14 protein-coding genes and 1 tRNA gene are annotated in these 20259 nt (G+C 60.5%); 8 read left to right on the top strand and 7 right to left on the bottom strand.

What is annotated here, in order from left to right; all coding sequences use genetic code 11:
* Positions 1–24: 24 nt before the first annotated feature.
* Positions 25–810, bottom strand: a complete 786-nt coding sequence (locus KF841_05620) for a UvrB/UvrC motif-containing protein (protein MBX3394825.1) — start codon at positions 808–810, stop codon at positions 25–27.
* A 398-nt stretch (positions 811–1208) separates the two neighbouring features.
* On the opposite strand from KF841_05620, the gene KF841_05615 reads away from it, so the two are divergent.
* Positions 1209–2255 carry an NAD(P)-dependent alcohol dehydrogenase gene (locus KF841_05615; protein MBX3394824.1) on the top strand — a complete coding sequence of 349 codons (1047 nt, stop codon included), beginning with the start codon at positions 1209–1211 and terminating at the stop codon, positions 2253–2255.
* A 97-nt stretch (positions 2256–2352) separates the two neighbouring features.
* Here the strand turns inward: KF841_05615 and KF841_05610 are convergent, their stop codons facing one another.
* Complete coding sequence (locus tag KF841_05610) at positions 2353–2676, bottom strand: hypothetical protein (GenBank protein ID MBX3394823.1); 324 nt, start codon at positions 2674–2676, stop codon at positions 2353–2355.
* Between the two features lie 49 nt (positions 2677–2725).
* Entirely contained in the window at positions 2726–4207 is a 1482-nt protein-coding gene (locus tag KF841_05605) for a bifunctional heptose 7-phosphate kinase/heptose 1-phosphate adenyltransferase (protein MBX3394822.1), read from the bottom strand.
* A 432-nt stretch (positions 4208–4639) separates the two neighbouring features.
* On the opposite strand from KF841_05605, the gene KF841_05600 reads away from it, so the two are divergent.
* From KF841_05600 to KF841_05590, 3 genes are all read left to right on the top strand, one after another.
* Positions 4640–6007, top strand: coding sequence for an AAA family ATPase (locus KF841_05600; GenBank protein MBX3394821.1), 1368 nt, complete (start codon positions 4640–4642; stop codon positions 6005–6007).
* 179 nt (positions 6008–6186) lie between these two features.
* On the top strand, positions 6187–6687 hold the full coding sequence (locus KF841_05595; protein ID MBX3394820.1) for a RidA family protein: 501 nt from the start codon (positions 6187–6189) through the stop codon (positions 6685–6687).
* 351 nt (positions 6688–7038) lie between these two features.
* A complete protein-coding gene (locus KF841_05590) occupies positions 7039–7782 on the top strand; it encodes a fibro-slime domain-containing protein (protein MBX3394819.1) in 744 nt (247 codons plus the stop codon).
* Between the two features lie 169 nt (positions 7783–7951).
* Here the strand turns inward: KF841_05590 and KF841_05585 are convergent, their stop codons facing one another.
* Both KF841_05585 and KF841_05580 read right to left on the bottom strand, forming a co-directional pair.
* On the bottom strand, positions 7952–11431 hold the full coding sequence (locus KF841_05585; protein ID MBX3394818.1) for a mechanosensitive ion channel: 3480 nt from the start codon (positions 11429–11431) through the stop codon (positions 7952–7954).
* Positions 11432–11612: 181 nt separating this feature from the next.
* Positions 11613–11686: transfer RNA gene (locus KF841_05580), tRNA-Val, on the bottom strand.
* 197 nt (positions 11687–11883) lie between these two features.
* Here KF841_05580 and KF841_05575 point away from each other — a divergent pair.
* The 4 genes from KF841_05575 to KF841_05560 all read left to right on the top strand — a co-directional run bounded on the left by KF841_05575 (position 11884) and on the right by KF841_05560 (position 16996).
* Positions 11884–13674: a phospho-sugar mutase gene (locus tag KF841_05575; protein ID MBX3394817.1), complete on the top strand. Its 1791-nt coding sequence runs from the start codon at positions 11884–11886 to the stop codon at positions 13672–13674.
* A 287-nt stretch (positions 13675–13961) separates the two neighbouring features.
* Complete coding sequence (locus tag KF841_05570; protein ID MBX3394816.1) at positions 13962–14672, top strand: US12 family protein; 711 nt, start codon at positions 13962–13964, stop codon at positions 14670–14672.
* A gap of 319 nt (positions 14673–14991) precedes the next feature.
* Positions 14992–15849, top strand: coding sequence for a CBS domain-containing protein (locus KF841_05565; protein MBX3394815.1), 858 nt, complete (start codon positions 14992–14994; stop codon positions 15847–15849).
* 37 nt (positions 15850–15886) lie between these two features.
* The gene (locus tag KF841_05560) at positions 15887–16996 is read left to right on the top strand and encodes a hypothetical protein (protein MBX3394814.1); all 1110 of its coding nucleotides are present in this window, start codon (positions 15887–15889) and stop codon (positions 16994–16996) included.
* Between the two features lie 52 nt (positions 16997–17048).
* Here KF841_05560 and KF841_05555 read toward each other — a convergent pair whose 3' ends face one another.
* Positions 17049–18221 (bottom strand): HEAT repeat domain-containing protein, encoded by a 1173-nt coding sequence (locus tag KF841_05555; protein ID MBX3394813.1) that lies wholly within the window; start codon positions 18219–18221, stop codon positions 17049–17051.
* Positions 18222–18257: 36 nt separating this feature from the next.
* A complete protein-coding gene (locus KF841_05550; GenBank protein MBX3394812.1) occupies positions 18258–20069 on the bottom strand; it encodes a hypothetical protein in 1812 nt (603 codons plus the stop codon).
* Positions 20070–20259: the final 190 nt, after the last annotated feature.

The raw sequence follows: 20259 nt of genomic DNA, 5'->3' as shown, positions 1-20259 counted from the left end.
GTGATTGTCGCGGCGGATCGCCGGTTACTTGCGGCGTTTTTTCGGGCTTGCCGCAGCGTTATTTCGCATGGCCTCGATTCGAGCACGTAGCACGCTTGCTTCCTCGTATCGCTCGTCGGCGACGGCCTTGTCCAGCTCCGCCTCAAGCCGTTCGACCGGATCGAGCGGCATCCGCGCGGCGATTTCGCGTCGAAGGGCCGACAGGATCGAGACCTCCGTCATTTCCTCGAAGTCTTCTTCGCCGGCGTCGGTGACCACATCGTGAATCGCGCTCAATCCGGCGTCGACGCGGGCCAGGGCGGTCTTGAATCGACCTTCTCGAAGCAGCAGATGTACTTCAGCCCGTGTATTCATCATGATGAGGTAGGGCCGATACTGCTCAAGGGCGAGGCGGTCGCTGTCTTCCCGCGCGAATCGCCGGCACAGATCAAGCACATCCAGATTCCGAGCCGTGTCCCGCTGCACGCCTTCAAAGTCCTCGAGAACAAACTCGGCGAGATAGCGGTGATAATATTGAAGGGATTCGTCGCGAAGGGCCGCGCATTCCTCCGGAGTCAGTTCGAAGCCCAGATCGGTCCCGTTGCGATCGCGATACTTCTCGACCCGCGCCGCATGATAGGCGAGCAGTGAATCCGCTCCGTGCGGCCTCCGGCCGTCGGGCCGTCCCGAAATCTCCATCTGCAAGAGGCCCAGGTCGAGCCGCATCTGGATCTTTACGGCGCCGTCGTCGCCGGTGATCTTGCGCACCGTAATCTGCCCGGACTCGTAGTCCCAGCCGAGTAAGATGCGTCTCAGGTCATACGAAGCCATCGTCTGACTCCTTTCGCAATCGGGAGAGTCACTCAATTATACTCAACGAAAATCGGTCATGCCGGTATCTGTATCAACACTGAGATGTCGGTTTTCGTGAAAATCCGGCAGTTGCCGATAATCCCTAACGGGTGGAAAAGCGGCCGCCTATAATCGCGTTGGCGCGCAATTTTCGCGCGATGTGAAAGAAATTCAGGTGATTGCCGCGCCCCGCGCGATGATATCGGCCGGAGATTCGTCCGTCGGCGGAAACTGCGCGGTGCAATGTACCCGGCACCGAATGCCCGGGTTGCAGCGTCGACTACTAACCGGGATTGTTCTGCGGATCGGCCCTCGGTCGCCCACGGATTTCCGCAGCGATCATACCGCTCGATTGAGAGCCTATTGGAGGTCTTTAAGTGAAAACCCTCGCCTACGCCGCACAGTCTCCGACCACGCCATTGGCCCCGTTTTCGATTGACCGCCGGGAGCCAACCGCCGACGACGTCAGGATCGACATCCTATATTGCGGGATCTGCCACTCCGATCTGCACATTGTTCGAAATGAATGGAAGCACACGAGCTATCCGGTGGTTCCCGGCCATGAGATTGTCGGGCGTGTGTCGGCTGTCGGATCGGCCGTGAATGACTTCAAGGTCGGCGACACGGTCGGTGTCGGCTGTCTGGTGGATTCGTGTCGTCATTGCGGCAGTTGTCAGGAAGGGTTGGAGCAGTTCTGCGAGAATGAGATCACCTTCACCTACAACAGCCCGGACAAGCACTCTGGCGGAATGACTTATGGCGGATACTCGGGGCAGGTCGTGGTCGATCACAAATTTGTGTTGCACGTGCCGGACACGCTGAATCTCGCCGGCGCCGCTCCGCTGCTTTGCGCGGGAATCACGACGTATTCGCCGCTGCGAACGTGGAAGGTCGGCAAGGGTCAGAAGGTCGGCATCGTCGGTCTGGGGGGGCTTGGGCACATGGGGGTGAAGCTCGCCAGCGCAATGGGAGCCCACGTCGTGCTTTTTACGACCTCGCCCGGGAAGGCGGAGGATGCTCGCCGCCTCGGCGCAAAGGAAGTGGTAATTTCAAAGATTCCGGACGACATGCAGCGACATGTGAACAGCTTCGATTTCATACTGGATACGGTGGCCGCGTCGCACGATCTGGATGCCTACCTGTCGCTGCTTCGGCGCGACGGCACGCTCTGCCTTGTTGGAGCGCCGGAACACCCGCATCCAGCCACGAATGTGAACAACTTCATCTTCAAGCGGCGGCGGATGGCCGGCTCGTTGATTGGCGGCATTGCCGAGACTCAGGAGATGCTGGACTTCTGTGCCGCGCACGGAATCACATCGGACGTTGAGATCATTCCGATTCAGAAAGTGAACGAAGCCTACGAGCGTATGCTTAAGAGCGACGTGAAGTACCGGTTCGTGATCGACATGAAATCGCTGAAGTAGTGGATTGCCCTGGTCGCGGCATGTTCCGGTCCTGCCGCCTGAGAAACGAGAGCTGAATTCGAGGCTGCTCCGGTTCGCAAAATGCCCCGCGCGCGGATCAGCGATCGGGGAAGTCGCGATAGAGCGCCGATTTGAAGTCGGTGACCAGCGAGTAGACGCGAGCGTGGATTGTTTCGACCTCCCCTGACCGGGGCGCCACCATTGAGAAGGCTTCGTCCAACTGGGCGAGCGAGTCGCACGTGATGGTGATGTGAAACTCGCCGAGTTCCGACGGGCCGAATCCGAACTTGCGGCGTGAAAGCCGCCAGGACTCGATCCTGCCGTGCGACTTCAGGTAATCCAGATAGGCGCGGAGATTCTCCGCGAACTCCAGATCACGATGCGAGTCCTTCAAATTGCACCATATCTCGTAGTGGTTCATGCCGATTCCATTACACGATTTCGCGAAGACGCCGCGCCGCACGGCCGACCTAGTCGCCCTGTTGAATGCGTTTAATGATTTGTGTGGTGCTCACTCCTTCGACGAGTGGCGCGAGCACAACGCGACCACCGCGTGACTCGACGACATCCTGCCCGGCGATCGGCTTGCCTTCCCAGTCGCGTCCTTTGACGAGTACATCGGGCTGGATCGCCTCGATCAGTCGCTGGGGCGTGTCGTCATCAAACTGGACGACAAAATCGACGTTTTCCATAGCTGCCACGACGGCGGCACGTCCTGCCTCGGGAACGATCGGTCGACTCGATCCCTTGTCGAGCCTGCGGACGGATGCGTCGGAGTTGATCCCGACGATGACGATATCGCCCTGTTCGCGACAGAGGGCGAAGGTGGCGACATGTCCGGCGTGAACCAGGTCGAAGCAGCCGTTGGTGAAGACGATTCGCTGCCCGCGTGATCGCCGTCGCGCCAATTCGGGCGTCAATTGACCAAGCGTTCGAATTTTGCCCAACTCCTGATGATGCTCCATCAGCAATTCGCCAAGGACCTCGTCCCGGGTGATCGGCACGCACCCGAATTTTTCCACCTCGAGGCCGCCCGCGATGTTCGCGAGTGCCGCCGCTTCGCGGAGGGTGCCGCCCGCGGCAAGTGCGACGGCCATGGCTGCCAGGACTTCGTCACCCGCGCCGGTGACGTCGTATACATCCCGCTTTTTTGTCGGGATGTGTTCGAACTGGCCATCAGGCCCGATGATCGCGATGCCTTCGGCGTCGAGCGTAACGCAGGCATATTCGGTGTGGCAGGCGGCGAGGATCTGCCGTGCGGCCGATTCGACCGCGTCCATGCTGCGCAGGCGAACGCCGATCAGTCGCTCGGTTTCGGAGCGATTGGGGGTGATCGCGTAGGCGCCGGCGTATCGACTGTAGCTTCCGAGGCCGGCCGGATCGACGAGTACGGGCACGCCGCGTTTTCGCGCCAGGCCGATCACTTCGCGTGAGAGTGACTCTGATACGACACCCTTGTTGTAGTCCTCGATGCAGACCACGGAGCAGGCCGGCAGATGCCTTTCGACCTGTTCGATCAGTCTGCGAATGGTCGTTTCGCTGATCGGTTCGGTGGATTCCTCGTCGATGCGAATCAGCTGCTGACGATGTTTGTGCTGGGCAAGGCCGACGAGCCGGGATTTCAGGGTTGTTTTGCGCCCCGGCACCCTCACGAGTCCGGATGCGTCCGCTCCGCTGGCGGTGAGCATGTCGGAGAGTCGTTCGGAATCGGGCGGTTCACCGACCATGCCGACGCAGTGTGCCCTTGCGCCAAGCGCGGTGATATCGGCTGCCACTGAGCCCGCGCCGCCGAGTGCATCCTCCCGGTCAATTACCCGGAGAACCGGAACCGGCGCTTCCGGACTGATGCGTTCGGCATCGCCGTAGAGGTAGTGGTCGATCATGAAGTCTCCGATGACCAGAATGTGCCGGTCCTTCGGGTCCTCCAACAGCTCGCATAGCCTTTGCCACATGGGCTGAAATCCTCGTACCTCGGTCGGTCCACCGCGGACTGGTCGATTGGCCGACCATCGCGATTCCGGGTTGCCATCCTATCTAGCGATGGGTCGGCGGACAATTCCGGAGTTTCGTAGGAGCGCGGTACTTGGCGGTGCATCATCTGTATCAAGCTTCGTATTTGCAATTGTTTATGTGGATTCAAGGGCGTGTTGGAGGGTGCGGTCGTCTTGGATGGGTCGCTTGTGTCGGCGTCTCAGCATCGTCAGGCGCTGACGAAAGTGGATTTCAGTATCAATTTCGCCGATTCGTCCCATAAAAAACTCAAGTCGGCAACTTTCGCCCGCCGAATCAATACTTATCGGAATCTGCATCCTGAACCGCAGGATGTCGGCGTTCCTGAAACATTCATCCAACCGGCCGATCGGCCGTGATAGAGGTTCTGCGCAATGAGAATCGTCGCCATCGCGAATCAGAAGGGCGGGTGCGGCAAGACGACCGTCGCCATCAATCTTGCGGCGTGCCTGGCCCGCGAGGGTCAGCGAACCCTTGTTGTGGATCTTGACCCGCAGGGCCACTGCGCCCTGGGCTTGGCGGTGCCGGAGGAATCGATTGAGATCAGCGTTGCATCGATTCTTTCGGCTGATCCGGAGATTGAGAAGCCCGATCTGTCGCGGGTCATCTGGCAGATCTCGACCAACTTCGACCTGATTCCGTCACGGGTCGATCTGGCTGCGCTCGAGCGGGGGCTGGCCCATGTTCAGAACCGGGAACGGCGACTGCGCGTGGCGCTGTCCACCGTTCAGCACAAGTATGATTTCGCGATCCTCGATACACCGCCGACGATCGGCTTTCTCACGGAGAGCGCTCTGTTCGCGGCCGATGAAGTGATCGTGCCCGTGGATACAGGGTATTTCTCGCTTCATGGGCTTGCGAAGCAGTTGGAGACCATTCGCCAGATTCGCACGGCCTGGCAGAAGCAATTGACGCTGAGAATTCTCGCGAACCACTATGATGTTCGCACGAAGCTGGCCCGTGAAATTCTCGCCGAGCTGCGCAAGCGTCACGGTGATGCGATGTTCACGACCTTCATCAATTTTAATACGAAGCTGAAGGAAAGCGCCAGCCTGGGCCAGCCCATCACTGAATACGATCCGTCGAGCAGCGGCTGCAAGGACTTTGTCCGCTTCGCGCGCGAGCTGATCGCGATCAAGCCGACAGCCGCCGTGGCGGAGTCGTTCGCGGCACCGACGCTTCAGGTTGAATCGCCGGCGCGACCGGCCGTGGTTGCCCGTACGCCCGAGGAGCAGAGTCTGCTGGCGCGTGCTGACGCCCTGGCGGCTGATGCCGGTCGGCTGTTAGCAACTTCTCAGACGCTGATTGGTTCGCACCGCCGGCCGACTGAGTTGTCTCCCGCGAGTTCGATGAATGAAGCAGCAACCCGGATGCCTGTTGAGGCAGCGATTCGAAGTCACACCGGCTCGGTCGTCGCGGTCATGGAACGATCGCACGCCGAGACCGCACGAAAAATCGAGCGCATCTACGGGCCGCAGCCGGTTGACGACGGCGTGGTATTTCTCGCGCGTGCCAACGGTGCGCAGCGCATGCAGATCGCCGGCGACTTCAACGACTGGAACCCCGGGAGAACGCCGATGATGCGAGTTGATGACGAGACCTTCCAGGTGAAGCTGCCGCTTCAGCCCGGACGATACAGCTATCGCTTTGTCGTAGACGGTCACTGGCGCAACGATCCCGCGAATCATCGCACTGAGATGAACCCGTTCGGCGAGTTGAACAACGTTGTCGAGGTGAGATAGCGCCGACGCCGGCTTCTCGCGCGCTCCTGTATCAAACGATGACCTGGGACGGACTGTGCAGCCCGTCGCGTCGTGACTTGGCCGTGCGAGTCGGCCGATGCGGAGCCGATGGATCGTCGGTGTAATAAGCTTGTCACCTGGAGTCCGAATCACTCAACCGCCAAACGGGAGTCTATTTCATGGCGACGCGAAAGACCGCAACTCGGCGTGGTTTTCTGAGGACATCGGGTTGCGCCGCGACGGCGATGATCGGGGGGGCGGTCGTGGCGGAGGCGGCGGGAACGACGGAACCGGCGCCGCAAGTCAGGCCCGCCAAACGCAAGGTCATTTCGGGCAGTCCGAGTCAGGCTTATTCCCGTGCGGTTCGTCTTGGCGATCTCGTCTTTGTCGCCGGTTGCGTTGGCGTGGATCGGGAAGGAAAGATCCATGCTTCATTTGAGACGCAGGCCGAGCAGACGCTTTTGAATCTCAAGGAATCCATCGAGCGCAGCGGTTCAACATTGACGAATGTGCTGAAGTGCACCTGTTTTCTGAAGGAATACGAGGACTTCCAGACCTTCAACAAGGTGTACCTCAAGTTCTTTCCCAAGGACCCACCCGCGCGGTCGACGGTGGTCGTCAAGGATTTTGTCGTGGCTGGTGCGAAACTTGAAGTGGACTGTGTGTGCTGCATCGACTGAGTGACTTCGCAAGGTTGCCCCGCGCGTCGATATTTCAAGCAAACCGGCGTTTCATATACCCTTCCTGTTGACGAATCTCCACGGTTTCGGTGGCTGTCCGCTGCCGATGTTTCACAGACTCAACAAGCCGGCCAAACCGTGCTCACCGAGTTTACGGACCTTGTTTCAAATTGGAGCGGTCCGCGATGCGGGGCGGTGAGACATTATTGACATCGTCTGATTTCCGAATTCAACCCCGCGCGGCGGCATGTAGCCTGCCTAATATCGAGTGGCACAGCTTCAACACCACTCCACGGCGCCTCGTCGAGGCCCGCCGGGGGAAGGAAACACACGCTGACAGGGGGACCCAACGTGATTCGAATTACCTGCGCCTGCATGATCGCGATTGTTCTGCAATCGTTCGCCCATGTTTCGACCGCCTCCGCACATGAGATCAAGTTGACGGGGACGGTCCGAGACTTCAAGGATTCCCATCCGGACTTTCAGACCACGATTGCAATCGACACGAACTATGTTGCCAACACGCTCGGAGTGGACGGCAAGCCTGTCTACATCGGCGGCGCGGGGACGGCAACAACCAGCGGCGCGGCGAACTACAACCAGTGGTACAACGACGTGCCCGGCATCAACATGGCTGCGCCGATCGACCTGATCCTCACGAACAATCAGGTCGCGCCCGGCGGCATCTACAGCTTCTCGGACACGACGTTCTTCCCGATCGACAATCAGCTCTTCGGGAATCAGGGGCGCGCGCACAACTATCACTTTACGATGGAGCTGCACACGGAATTCGTCTATGAGCCCGGCCTGAACTTCAACGTCACGGCGGATGATGACCTGATCATCTTCATCAACGGTCAGAAGGTGCTGGACCTCGGTGGCATTCATGCCCCGCTTTCGGCGAGCTACCAGGTGGATGACCTGGGTTTGACACCTGGACAGACCTACAGCTTCGACCTCTTTTTCGCCGAGCGGCACACGACACAGTCGACTCTGGAGTTCTGCACGAACATTCAGTTCGTGCCCGAACCCGCGACGATCGTGCTCGCCACGTTTGGCGCGCTGGCTGCCGCTCGCCGGCGGCTCGGCTTCTGACGGGCGTCGGAAGGCCAGCATACCAATCCAGCTGAGTATGAACCAATTCGCTCCGCTGTGGCCCCGGTGTCACGGCGGAGTTTTTTTCGTGGCGGAATCCGGTTGATATCCGGCGCTTCCGTCCGTGGTGCCGGCAGGATTCGAGGCGCGTTCGACCGTCCACGGCGAGTCAGTCGGCCTTGAGGGCGGCGGATTCGAGGGTTGCGGGCACATCACGCAGGTGCAGATCGAGTTGCGGGAAGGCAATCTCGATTCCGGCTTTCCGGAAAGCATCATCGATCTGGTAGTGCAATTCATCCCGCACGTCGACAAGATCGTCCACGCTCGCGACGAAACATCGCAACTGCATGTCGAGGGAACTGGCGCCGAAGCCGGAGAATATGACGCGGGGCCCCGGATCGGTCATGACACGGCGATTATCCGTCACGACTTTCATCATCAGATCCCGGGCAAGCCGCACATCGGAACCGTATGCGATGCCGACGTTGATGACGATTCGCATGACTTCGTCGCTCAACGTCCAGTTGATCACCTGTCCCGTCACGAATTCCTTGTTTGGGATGATCAACTCCTTCCGATCCCAATTCATGATCGTCGTTGCACGCATTTGAATTCGCGTCACGCGGCCGTCCACACCGGAAACCGTAACGATGTCTCCGACGCGAATCGGTCGTTCAAAGAGAATAATCAGGCCGGACACGAAGTTCGCGAAGATCTCCTGCAGGCCGAATCCCAAGCCGACCGTCATTGCAGCGGCGAGCCACTGTACCTGCGCCCAGCCGATGCCGATTGCATTGGTCGCGATGAGCAGGCCGAGGAAGGTGATGATGTACCTGCTGACTGTTGAGATTGCGTAGCGTTCACCCGGCCCGAGACCAGTGCGCCGCATGATGCCGATTTCAAGCAGCCCGGGCAGATTCCGAGCGGCCGCCACGGTCGCCAGGAGGCAGAACACGGCGAGGCCCAGGTCCGTCAGCGTGATCCACTCCACGGTCTGGACGGTGGGTCCAGGGCGTTTCTGTCCGTCGATTTCGATCGGTTCGCTGTGTGACACGGTCGTGCTCCAGAGCTGCACGCGATCGAAGATGCGCAGGGCTGGAATCACGTCCACCCACACCAGCCAGAAGCCGACGATGAAGCTGATGATCACCGCGCCCCGCAGTATCGCCTGTGTCTGTTCGTTCAGGCTTGTGAGGTCGATGTCATCCGTTTCCTTGGTGTCTTCGGCCTTCGGCGGCGCTTCGCCCGCGTCGGAAGCGGTTTCCGGATCGGTGATCTGCTGTGCCTCGAGCGCGGCACGCCGCTGGCGTGCCTGTTCGATCGCAAGGCGTCGTCGTGAGATCAGCAACCAGCGAAGTCCCAGGCCGTAGAGAAGGACGAGGGCGATAATCAGTCCGATCATTCGATTGAACTTGATCAGGATTTCGACGGCCGTGTAGTGATAGCCAACCAGTGAGAGCGCGACGAGGATCAGCGGTGTCAATGCCATCGCATAAAAGGCAAACTGGCTGAGTCGGTTCCGCCATCCCGGCTTTTGCATGATCGCCGTTTCGCGCAAGACGCCCTTGTGCGGATGGAGGACCCGCCAGAGGAATATGAAGAGAACCACTCCGCCGAAGTCGAAGGCCAATCGACCGAGGGATCGGATCCACGGCTCCTTCTGAGTCCAATCGATTGATGCCGAAACGAACGCAGCCGGCGCGCCGAGGATAATCAGCCACCCGCATGACTGTCTGATGAGTCGCAGGACGCGCGCGGGCCAGTGATAATGTGCGTCGGCCAGTCCGCTCTGCCGACAGGTCTGGCGAAGCAGTTCGATCGCGAAAAACGGAACCGCCAGCACCTGAAGACCGCGAGCCACCGACCTTACAAAATCACTCACATCGTACGGCGAGCCCATGACCGAACCGGTCACCCAGAGCGCCATCGGCCAGGGTAACGCGGCGAACAGGGTCAACAGAAAAGATTCAATCGTTGGCGTCAGGGCGTGGGCGTAGCTCTTGGAGACGGTTTCGCCTTTTTCGCGGATCGTGCGCCGTATGCGCGGTTGAACAAGAACCAGCGCTGTGAACAGGATCAGTCCGATGGCGGACTCGACCGGATTCTCCCGGAGCACATCGAGCGTGCTATTCCATGCGGCGGCCCAATTCGCCGGGTTGGTCAGCCAGGCGAACGCATCGGCGAGCCGTTCGATGTCCTTGTACTCGGGCGGCGTGCTGCTTCGAATCCAGAGAATGCGTTCATTGATGAAGCTCGCGAAGGACTCCGTCTGATCGACGAGTTCCTGCTGCTGATCAACGAGTCCGCCGACGCCGCCGATCCGGTTGAAGTAAGCATCGTAGTCTTTCTCCAGGTCGGCAACATTTTTGAAGTACGATTTGAAGAGTTCGCGAAGCTCTCGCTTGATCGCCACGCGTTGGGGCTTCTGAGATCGTGGATCCAGTGAGGAGACGCGTTCATTGATCAGCACTTCCAGGTCGCCCGATGACTCGCGCAGGTCGCGCAGCTCGATCGCGCGCGCTTCCACCCGCGCCAGTTCCTCGCGGCGTTCGGCCAGCCGTCGGCGCAGATCGCGCACGTTCGGGAGTTGCTCCCGGTAGCGCCTGAGCACCATCGCGAGTTGCGGATTCAGGCCCGCTGCCTGCACTTTCTTTGAGATTTCCATCGCTCGATCGCGAACCTGCTTGAGCTGCGAGGTCACGTCATCCGTTCGCGTGCGAACCTGTTCCAGCTTTCCGGCAAGTTCGCCGCGCTCCTTGACGATGTCCGCGATCTCCTTGGCGAGCGCAGCGACAATCGGATGGGATTTTTCGGCTTCTTTTTCGACCTCCTTTGCCGCCACCGCCGCCTCTTCCACCTCGGCGCGGCGACGCTCATTAATCAGGTTTTCCCATGCGTTGGATAACTTCTCTTTGCCGGCGACCTCGCGCTGTGTCCAGTCACGAAGGGACACGAGGAAGTCCGTGCGATCCAGATCAGCCTTGAGTCCCGCAAGCTCGCGATCGAGCGCTCGCGCCCGGGCCAGCCGTGCGATACGCCGCGCTGCCGCGACTTCGGGCGGCTCTTCGGACGGTGGGGGACCGGCCAACGCATTGGACAGCTCGTCCAGTTCCTTTCTCGCTCGCGCGATCTGGTCCGGGATTGACTTTATCCGTTCCGGGCGGGCCTTCAATTCCGCATCCATGGCGGCCAGGCGATCGCGCTCGGCTTTCAGATCGGCTTGTGCCTGCGCCAGTTGTTTTTCAAGGTCCTGGAGGGTCGCGTTCGGGGCGACGTCAAGCTGCGGCTCCGGAATCGGCCGGGAGGTCAACTCCATCAGTTCGGCCGCAGTGCCTTTGGCGTTCGAGCGCTGCTTCTCGAAATCGGCAATTCGCGCGTTCCATTCCGCGGCGCGTGACAGATCGGCCATCGCCTGGTTGTACTGCTCGATGACGGTCGCCTTCACTTCATCCGCGAGATCCGTCTGCTCCTGAATCTGTTTGATGCGCGCCTGGATCTCATCAGCCTTCGGAACTTCCGCCGCGGGACCGGAGGTCGTGGGCGCGGGCTGGGATGAGGGCTCGGATTGGCCGGAGAGTGACGCGGGGGTGAGGAACAGTGCGAAGAGTGTGACATGCAGAAATGCACTACGGGGAATCGCACTGATCATTAGGCTGTGCTCCTCACGGTTGCTGCGATGGCCTGGACGAACTGAAAATGTATCATAGTTTGATGAATCGCGAACGAGACAGGAATTTCAGTTGTGAGTGGTGTTGCGTCGCGAACCGGCCTTCTGCCCTGGTTCGCTTGTAATCACGAAAGGAAGACGCACGGCATAGCGATCGGAAATATGGGCGTTGCAGGGCTCGAACCTGCGACCTCACGGGTGTGATCCGTGCGCTCTGGCCAACTGAGCTAAACGCCCTCAAGCAGCCATATTTTAACGTGCCATTTCAGGCGGGCAAGCATCCTGCGCGACATGCCCGTCCCGGAAGCGGCTGTTCGAAGCACTGGCTTGCGGTACGAATGCGGGTCGCATATCTGGTTTCGGGAAAGAGACCGTCGGGATAGGATGGCGCGATCACAATAGGACGATCAACTTTCGCATGGGATGACGCGCAAATGCTCCATGAATCGATTCAACTTGCTGCCAGGCAATGGCTGGATGATCCCGTGATTGCGGATACTGACAAGGTCGAGATCCGCCGCCTTCTGGATGCGCACGACGAGCGCGAACTGACTGATCGCTTCTACAAGGACCTTGAATTCGGCACCGGCGGCATGCGTGGCGTCATCGGCGAAGGCCGCAATCGAATGAACATCTACACAGTGGGAGCGGCCGTACAGGGGCTTGCAAACTACATCTCGCGCGTCGGCGAATCCGCCAAGCGAGGCGGCGTGGCCATCGCTTACGACTGTCGCCGGATGAGCGTTGAGTTCTCGAGGCGAGCGGCCCTGGTTCTTGCGGCGAACGGAATCAAGGCCTACGTCTTCGACGCCTTGCGTCCGACGCCGGAGCTGTCGTTTGTCGTGCGGCACCTGCGTTGCACTGCCGGAATCGTCATCACTGCCAGTCACAATCCTCCCGAATACAACGGGTTAAAGGTGTACTGGAGCGACGGCGCACAGGTCGTGCCACCGCAGGACAAGGCGATTATTGACGAAGTGCGCGGCGTTGGTCCGTTCGCAAATATCCGTCTTGCCGACGAGGGCTCGCCTGAAGCCCGCAAACTGACCGAAGTAATCGGCGCCGAAGTCGATGAGGCGTTTCTGACCGCGGTTGACGAATCGTGCCTCTGCCCCGACATCTGCCGGAAGCATGGCGACAGTCTGAAGATCGTTTACACGCCGCTTCACGGCACAGGCCATCTGCTTGTGCCCGAGGCATTGCGGCGACGGGGATTTCGACACGTCTTGACCGAGCCGGCACAGTCGAAGCCCGATGGCGAATTTCCCACGGTGAAATCTCCGAATCCGGAGGAGCCTGCGGCCATGCAGCTTGGCATGGCGTTGGCACAGCGCCACGCCGCCGATCTTGTCATTGCCACGGATCCGGACGCAGATCGTGCAGGCATCGCGGTGCGCCGCGGCGACGGCACCTACGTACTGCTCACCGGCAATCGAATCGGCGCGATACTGACGTACTTCATATGCGAACAGTTGAAGTCCGACGGCCGTTTGCCGGCCAACGGTCTGGTTCTCAGTACGATCGTGAGCAGCGATCTTGCAAAGATCATTGCGGGGTCGTACGGCGCGGAGGTCATCGAGACGTTAACGGGCTTCAAGTGGATCGCGGAGGAGATTCGCCGTTGGACTGAGCCGGCGGCCGACGGATCTCCGCGCAAGTCGTTTCTGTTCGGCATGGAAGAGAGCTACGGCTATTTGCCATGCGTCTTTGTGCGTGACAAGGATGCGGTGACCAGTTCCGCGTTCATTGCCGATGCCGCGGCGTTCGCGGCCGAACGGGGCACGACGCTGTATGGCATGTTGGAGGACCTTTTCCGGCGATTCGGCTACTTCGAAGAGGGGGCGAAGAGTGTCACAATGAAGGGTGAAAGCGGCGCCCGCATGATTGAGACGATCATGAACTCGCTGCGAGAGAAACATCCGATCGCCATAGCGGGGGTGGCCGTGGAAACTGTCACGGACATGCTGACCGGCATTGCGCGTCGGGTCTCCGACGGCGCCGAGGTCAGTCGATTCAGTCTGCCTCCGAGTGATGTCATGGTTTTCGCACTGGCCGATGGGACCAAGGTGATTGCCAGGCCGAGCGGAACAGAGCCGAAGATCAAGTTCTATATTCTCGTGCGCTCGTCGGAGAGCAACCTGGATCGGGCCAGGTCGCACTGTGCGGAACGAATTCGCATGATCGATGCGGACCTTTCAGCGCTGATCGCTCGCGTCACGGCCTAGTTCAGCCGATGCGCCGGGCGGGCAGCGGTGGGACTGCGTGCTGGGGCAGTCTCGTTGAATCGAGCCGGGACGTCTTACGGCGCGGATGCCGCCGGTCTGACTGTTTCCGGTTCGGGTATTGTGCGATGGCTCGTGGGTATCACCACCGTTCGCCTGAAATCCGGCATGATTGTGTGCGTCCGCGTCCTTCGTGGGCCGATATAACAGTGTCGGTCTGAGAATTGCCGGCTATAATCCGCTTAAGTTCTGGACTACTTGGGCATGGTACGAGACAGGAGACCAAAGGCATGAATCAGGAGTTCAACAATCCGACCCCCGTGGTGCCGGTTTTTGAATTGGATACCGAAACGCGCGGAACGTTCATTGCGAGGACGTACGCTCATCTGTTCGGCGCGATCATGGCGTTCACCGGATTGGAGGTATTGTTCTTCAAGACTGGCGCGTCTGATTCGATCATGAAACTTCTCGCCTCGGCCGGCAACCGGAGCTGGCTGCTTGTGCTCGGAGGGTTCATGCTGATTTCGTGGTTCGCGCGGCGAACGGCGTCGACGGCTCCCTCCCGGATGGCGCAGTATCTCGCACTCTCGGCTTATGTCGCGGCCTGGTCTGTCCTGTTTGTCCCCATCCTCTGGATTGCGGACGAGTTTGCCCCGGGTGCGATTCAGAGCGCGGCGGTGACCACCATTTTGGGTTTTGCCGGCCTGACCTGTATTGCATTCGGCACGCGAAAGGATTTCTCGTTTCTTCGCGGCATTCTGATGTGGGTCGGCTTGTCCGCATTCATTGCGATCATCGCCGCGGTCATCTTCGGCTTTGAGCTTGGAACCTGGTTCAGTGTCGCAATGGTTGCCTTCGCGGGGGCGGCGATTCTATACGATACCTCCAATGTGATTCATCACTATCCGCGTGATCGATATGTCGGAGCCTCGCTGGAACTGTTCGCTTCAGTCGCATTGATGTTCTGGTACCTGCTGCGCTTGTTCTCGTCGCGGAACTAAACTGCCACTGCGTCGATCGGCGTGTCTCACGCGCGATGCGTGTCGGATATTTCCTCGGTCGCGGCCGTGCCTTCGGGCGGCGGTCGCGACCGATTGTTTTTCACAGGTGGGGCGTGTCCCGGACATGGCGGCCTCGCTCAGGGAGCCGTGCAAGCGTTCGATTCGCCGATCCTGGCCTCTCCTTCATTGACAAACGCCGATTTCGTGCCGATTATCCTATGGACTGCGGCGGAACCGCCTCGGCGACCCATCCGATTCCGCCTTCGGTTGACCGGCCAATTGTTGATCACAAACGGGCAGCCGTACCGGAGACTGGCCCATGCAGCTCATCGAAATCGGCGATACGCGCGTGGTGCAGGTGCGGCCTGACGATTCCATCGATCATGCCATTTCCCTGATGGACCAACATAATTTCCGGCACTTACCGGTTGTTGAGCGGAGCCGGATTCTTGGAATGGTCTCGGACAGGGATTTGCTGTCTGCGGTCGCGATGCTTCCGAATTCAGAGCGCAGCGCCAGCAGCGAAGGCCCGGCGCGAGTCGGGGCGACCCGCATCGATCAGGTCATGTCCCGGCCCGCGATCACGGTGGATGCCGAAGCGCCGCTTGAGGCTGCCGCCGAAATCATGCTGCGCGAGCGCATTCGCGCGGTGCCGCTGGTTTACAAGGATCGAATAGCCGGCATTGTGACTGAAACCGATTTTCTCAAGTGCTATCTCGACGATCGGCCAATCGCCCGTCGAACGGGCTGGCGCCTGCGCAAGGTCGGCGATCATATGAGTTCACCAGTCATCACGCTGGCGCTGAACGATCAATACCTGCACGCCGTTCGCGTGATGCAGTCTCGTCGAATCCGTCACCTGCCGATTGTCGAGCAGGGCAGACTGGTCGGCATCATCTCTGATCGAGACATGCGCCGCGCCATCGGCGGATTGCCGATTCTCGTGGAGGATGCCAGGTCCGAGGCACACCGGCCGCATACACAGATCGTCATGAGGGACATCATGTCGAGCGAGGTCGTGACGATCAATCCTCCGGCGACGCTCGCCGAGGCGGCCGACACCCTCGTCTCGAACAAATTCGGCTCGCTTCCCGTCGTTCAGGATTCGGCCCTCGTCGGCATTATCACCGAATCCGACCTCCTCCGGCATTTTCTGGACTCGTGCCGCAATCCGTAGGCGAGGCTCGCCTGGCAATCAACCCATACCGCCGCCCATGATCATCGATGTTCATTGCCACATCGGCTTCTCGGCTCGCCGTACCGATCCGTCGGTCGATCGCTTCACCTTCGAGCGAAACGGTGCGGCCGGCCATCCCGGCTTCGACAGTTATTTCTCTCCACGACTTACGTCCCGCGCTGCGTGGTTTTTCGTTCGGCGGTGGCTCGGCGTGGATCCGCGCCTTCAGCCGGGTGATGTCATGGATGCCGAGATCGCTCGCGTGTACGAGCGGCACTGGTCGCGGATGCCGAGTGTGAATCGTGTCGTGCTTCTGGCATTTGATGAGTATCACGACGACGCCGGTCATGTAATCGGCCCCGCGAATCGGCGAAGCCGGCGCGGCAGCGATTTGTACTCGTCAAACAGCTTTGTTGCGACATACTGCCGGTCGAACCCCTCGCGGTATCTGTTTGGGGCGTCGATCCATCCCTATCGGTCGGCTGACGGGCGAACAGCTGTTGATATGCTCGAGGAGGTGGCCGGTGGCGCGACCCGGCCGGTGCTTGTGAAGTGGCTGCCGATTCATCAGAACATCCGCGCGGATGATCCGCGGACCATTGCGTTCCTTCGGCGGGCCGCGGGGTTGGGCATCGCGATACTTGTTCATTACGGTGGCGAAATGTCACTGTCTCGGCAGCATATGGAGTTCGAGCACCCCGCGCCGATGCTGGCGGTGCTTCGACGGCTTCGGGCCGAGAACGCCATGCCCACTGTGATCGTCGCCCACCTCGCGACGCCGTCGTTTCCGTGGCAAAGCCGAGATGGATTCGAGACGCTGGCCGCCGCACTCACGGGCGAATTCCGGGACGCGCCGCTTTACGCCGATATTTCCGCGCTCGCGGCCTTTGGAAGAACGCGCTGGCTTCCGGTGCTTGCTGATCGGCCGGACCTCCAGCAGAAGGTTGTCTGGGGCAGTGACTTCCCGATTCCGGCCATGCTGTGGCCGTATTGGCGGCGCCTTGATCGGGCGACTCGGCGGCGCATCGCCAGCATTTCGTCATGGGTCGAACAGGATTATCAGTTGAAGCAGGCATTCGGGTTGTCGCCGGAAGTCTTCACTCGCGCGGCCGGGATTCTGGGAGTGAGTGCGGACAGCGGCGAATGATGGCGGTTTCGGACCGCCGCGGCCGGCGATCGCGGCCGCACTGAATGCGTGCTCAGAGTCCGGATCCGGTATCGTTGTCGGCGGGCTGTGACGCGGGACCGGCCTTCTGATGCGTTCGAGCGGCGAGACGCGCTTCGTAGGCCGCTCGTATGCGCATGACCATCTCGCGTTCCTGATCGCTATTCGCGATCGGAACGGCATCCGGGGAAAATCCCGCCAGTTCCTGAATCACTTCGCCGGCGATGTCACTTACCCGGCGATGGGCATCCGGGGCCGGCGCGTCGCGATGTGCCACCACCGCCCGTCCCGAGCCGGCGAGAAAACCGGACGCCGAGGCGATCTCCCGTTCCAGAGCCAACGATCCACGGAATCGGTCATGATCGCCGAGCGATCGAACCAGCGGCGTGAAAAAGTCGATTTCCGAAGGGGAAATCGTGGGGCCTCGGTGGGAGAATCGCGCCCTGATCGGCATGAATGGCCCCACCAGTTCCGCAAGCGCACCCTGATGACTCATCGCGAGCGCGCCAATCGATTCAATGGCTTGAGCGCGAACGGCCGGCGGCGTTGATGGACTGATGACGGCGGCCAGCGCCTCGCTGCTCAGCTCGGGCTTGATGCGGGAAAACGCCGCAGCGGCCGCGGCCGCCGCGTTGATTGCCGAGTCGGTGAGCATGGCACCAGAGAATATCGCATCCAGGGGACGCCAAAGTTCATGCAACGCCTGAATTCGGCCGCCGTCGGCTGCGAATGCGAGTGTCGTCGCTGCGGCATCTCGCACGGTCTGCGAGCGGTCCGTCAGGATGCGACCGATCCGGGCATCCGCTTCGGGGGCATCGATCGACTTCAGGACAAAGATTGCCAGGAGCCGCACATCGGGATCAGGGTCGTCGGCGAGTCGTTCTGCGGACCAAAGCGAGGCGGGTCCCAGTGACGCCAGGGCTGCTGAGTAATATGCCCGTTCGCCCGGATCCTTTGTGTGCACAATTCGATACGCGAACCAGCCGGCGCGTATATGATCCCGCGCCATCAGCACGATCAGAAAGGCGACAACCATCAGCGCGATAGAGGCGGGAAACCAGATGGGCGATCGACGCCTCGTCCCGCTTTGTCCCGCGTGCGCCGGGTCACGGAGAGATGGCGCCGGCTCGGACGGCCGGGGCGTCTCGCCCGAGTCCGGCGGAACATGGGATGACACATTCCTGGCATGATCTGGCGAGTCGGTCATGGCTTGTCGAGAATGGGTCAACGAGCCGCGCCGCGGTCACTCCCGCCCATAGTGCTTGATCTTCCACTCGCGTCGCTCGGCCTTGTGCTTCTGTTTGTCGAGCACGAGGGCTTCGCATTCGCGCCATGCCTGCTTCCATGATGCGTCCGAACCGCCGAACCGACGCAGATCGCGCTTCAGGAAGCGCAGCAGGTCCGTTCGCGAGCATTGCGGACTGTTCATGAGGCTGACACACAATCGGACGATGGCACGGCGGCGGAGTGACTCCCGGGCCGTACCGGCATATCGGATGCCGTCCATGTCAATGAAGGTCAGCTTCGGGGGCTCGTTGTAGGGCGGCGACCAGTTCACCAGCAGGTTCCCGCCTTTCAGGTCGCGATGCACGAATCCGCGTTGATGAAACGTGCGGATCAACCGAACGAGTGAATCGATCAACCGGTTTTTCACGCGGCGTCGTTCGCTCGTGCTCAATCGGCTGAGGTCGCGCGTCAGAAACGTCTCCGCATCGACCGAGTCGGCGATGTAGTCGGTAAAGCTGACCGAATCCGTTCGGATGAATCCCAGTACGAATCGCTCGACGATCGCGATCGGCTGGGCCACCGGCAGATCGCGATTGAGCAGCCGATTCGCGGTGTGCCACGCACGCATATTTCGGGAGGGACCGAATATCTGACCGATTCGCTTGATCAGGTTTCGCGCCAGTGGCCGTTTGACAATCACGGTCACCGGCGGATCAGTCGGTAGTTCCGCCTTGCAGATGGTGGCGGTATGGGAATCCTTCATCAGCGGGTGCCGCGCGGGATTCACCCAATCCAGCGGTGAGGCAAGCCACGCTTCCCACTGAGTCGCCTTGTATTCCCGGAGGGCGGCCTGCGCGGTCGCCGAGGGATGCTTGCTCTTGAGAAGGACATGCCCGCGCCAGCCGGGCGCCGGGGCGATTTGTGTGAAGTAGGCACCGCTGCGGCGGGTTCGGCGATCGCGCTTCGCCCAGAGGCGATTGGAATGTTGCTCCGCGCGAACCGCGACCTGCTCAATCATTTCGCGCGGCGAGATTCGAAAATTTCGTGCGTAAGGCCCGGCCTGCGCGAAGCGGTCGCGATAGTCGATATAGCGTTCGAGGAAGCTCCGGCGGCGGGTCAGCGTTGAATGGCGGCGGAACCACTGGTGCAACTGTGCAAGATTCGCGATCACGTCGTTGATCGGGACGGATCGATTGATGCGGACATTGTGCAGGTCCACGAACAGGGCTTCGCCTGCACGGCCGGATCGCCTGACGAGAATATTCCCCGGATGCATGTCGCAATGGCGAAAGCCGCACTGGTGGGCACGGGCGATGAGACGAGCAAGCGATTCGGCCAGCAGGTTTGCGCGATGCCGGTCATCGCGGACGCGGAGCCAGTATTCACTGAGCGATTCGACGTCGGGCACGGCCTCGGTAATCAGCAGTGAGGGGCCGCCGATGCCGCCGACACCGCGCGTTGCCGTGGCGATCGGCTTGACCGCTGCGATGCCGTGGGCCGCCGCGTAGAGGCCGACCGCCCATTCACAGGAAGCCGTCGATCCGCGGATCAGCGATTTTAGTTTGCCGAACCAGCCGTTCTGGTGATAAAGCTTGGCGAAATACTCGCGGTCCGCGCATCGCACCTTCCACACATCACGTCCGCTGTTACGCTTGATGAGAGTCGCGGAGGGAAAGCGGCTCAGATCGAACCAGTCAATGGCCGACGCGCGAACGATCTCGGCGTGCTCGGTGAGGACGCACCACTGATAACCGTCGCGCACGAAATGTTCGCTCGCCTCGGCAGGCCGTGCATCCGCTCCCGGCCTTATCGAAAGGCTACGAGTCATACTTGCGAAACCACCTATGAGCCCGAGCTTGGTTCGCGAGGTTGAGTTGGCGGGCAGCGACGCAGCACCAGCGCTTCCGGCACCTTTCGCCGCTTCGGCATGCGAGGGGGTGCAAATAATGTTAGACCTCGGCGGCGGTGCGTTCAAGTCCAGGTACTCTGTCAAGGTCAGAAAATCGCGAATCAGTGTA

This window comes from Phycisphaerae bacterium (assembly GCA_019636475.1).
Classification (GTDB): Bacteria; Planctomycetota; Phycisphaerae; order UBA1845; family UTPLA1; genus JADJRI01.
Note: the sequence above shows the minus strand (reverse complement) of the source record. Positions and strands in the feature narration are given on the sequence as shown.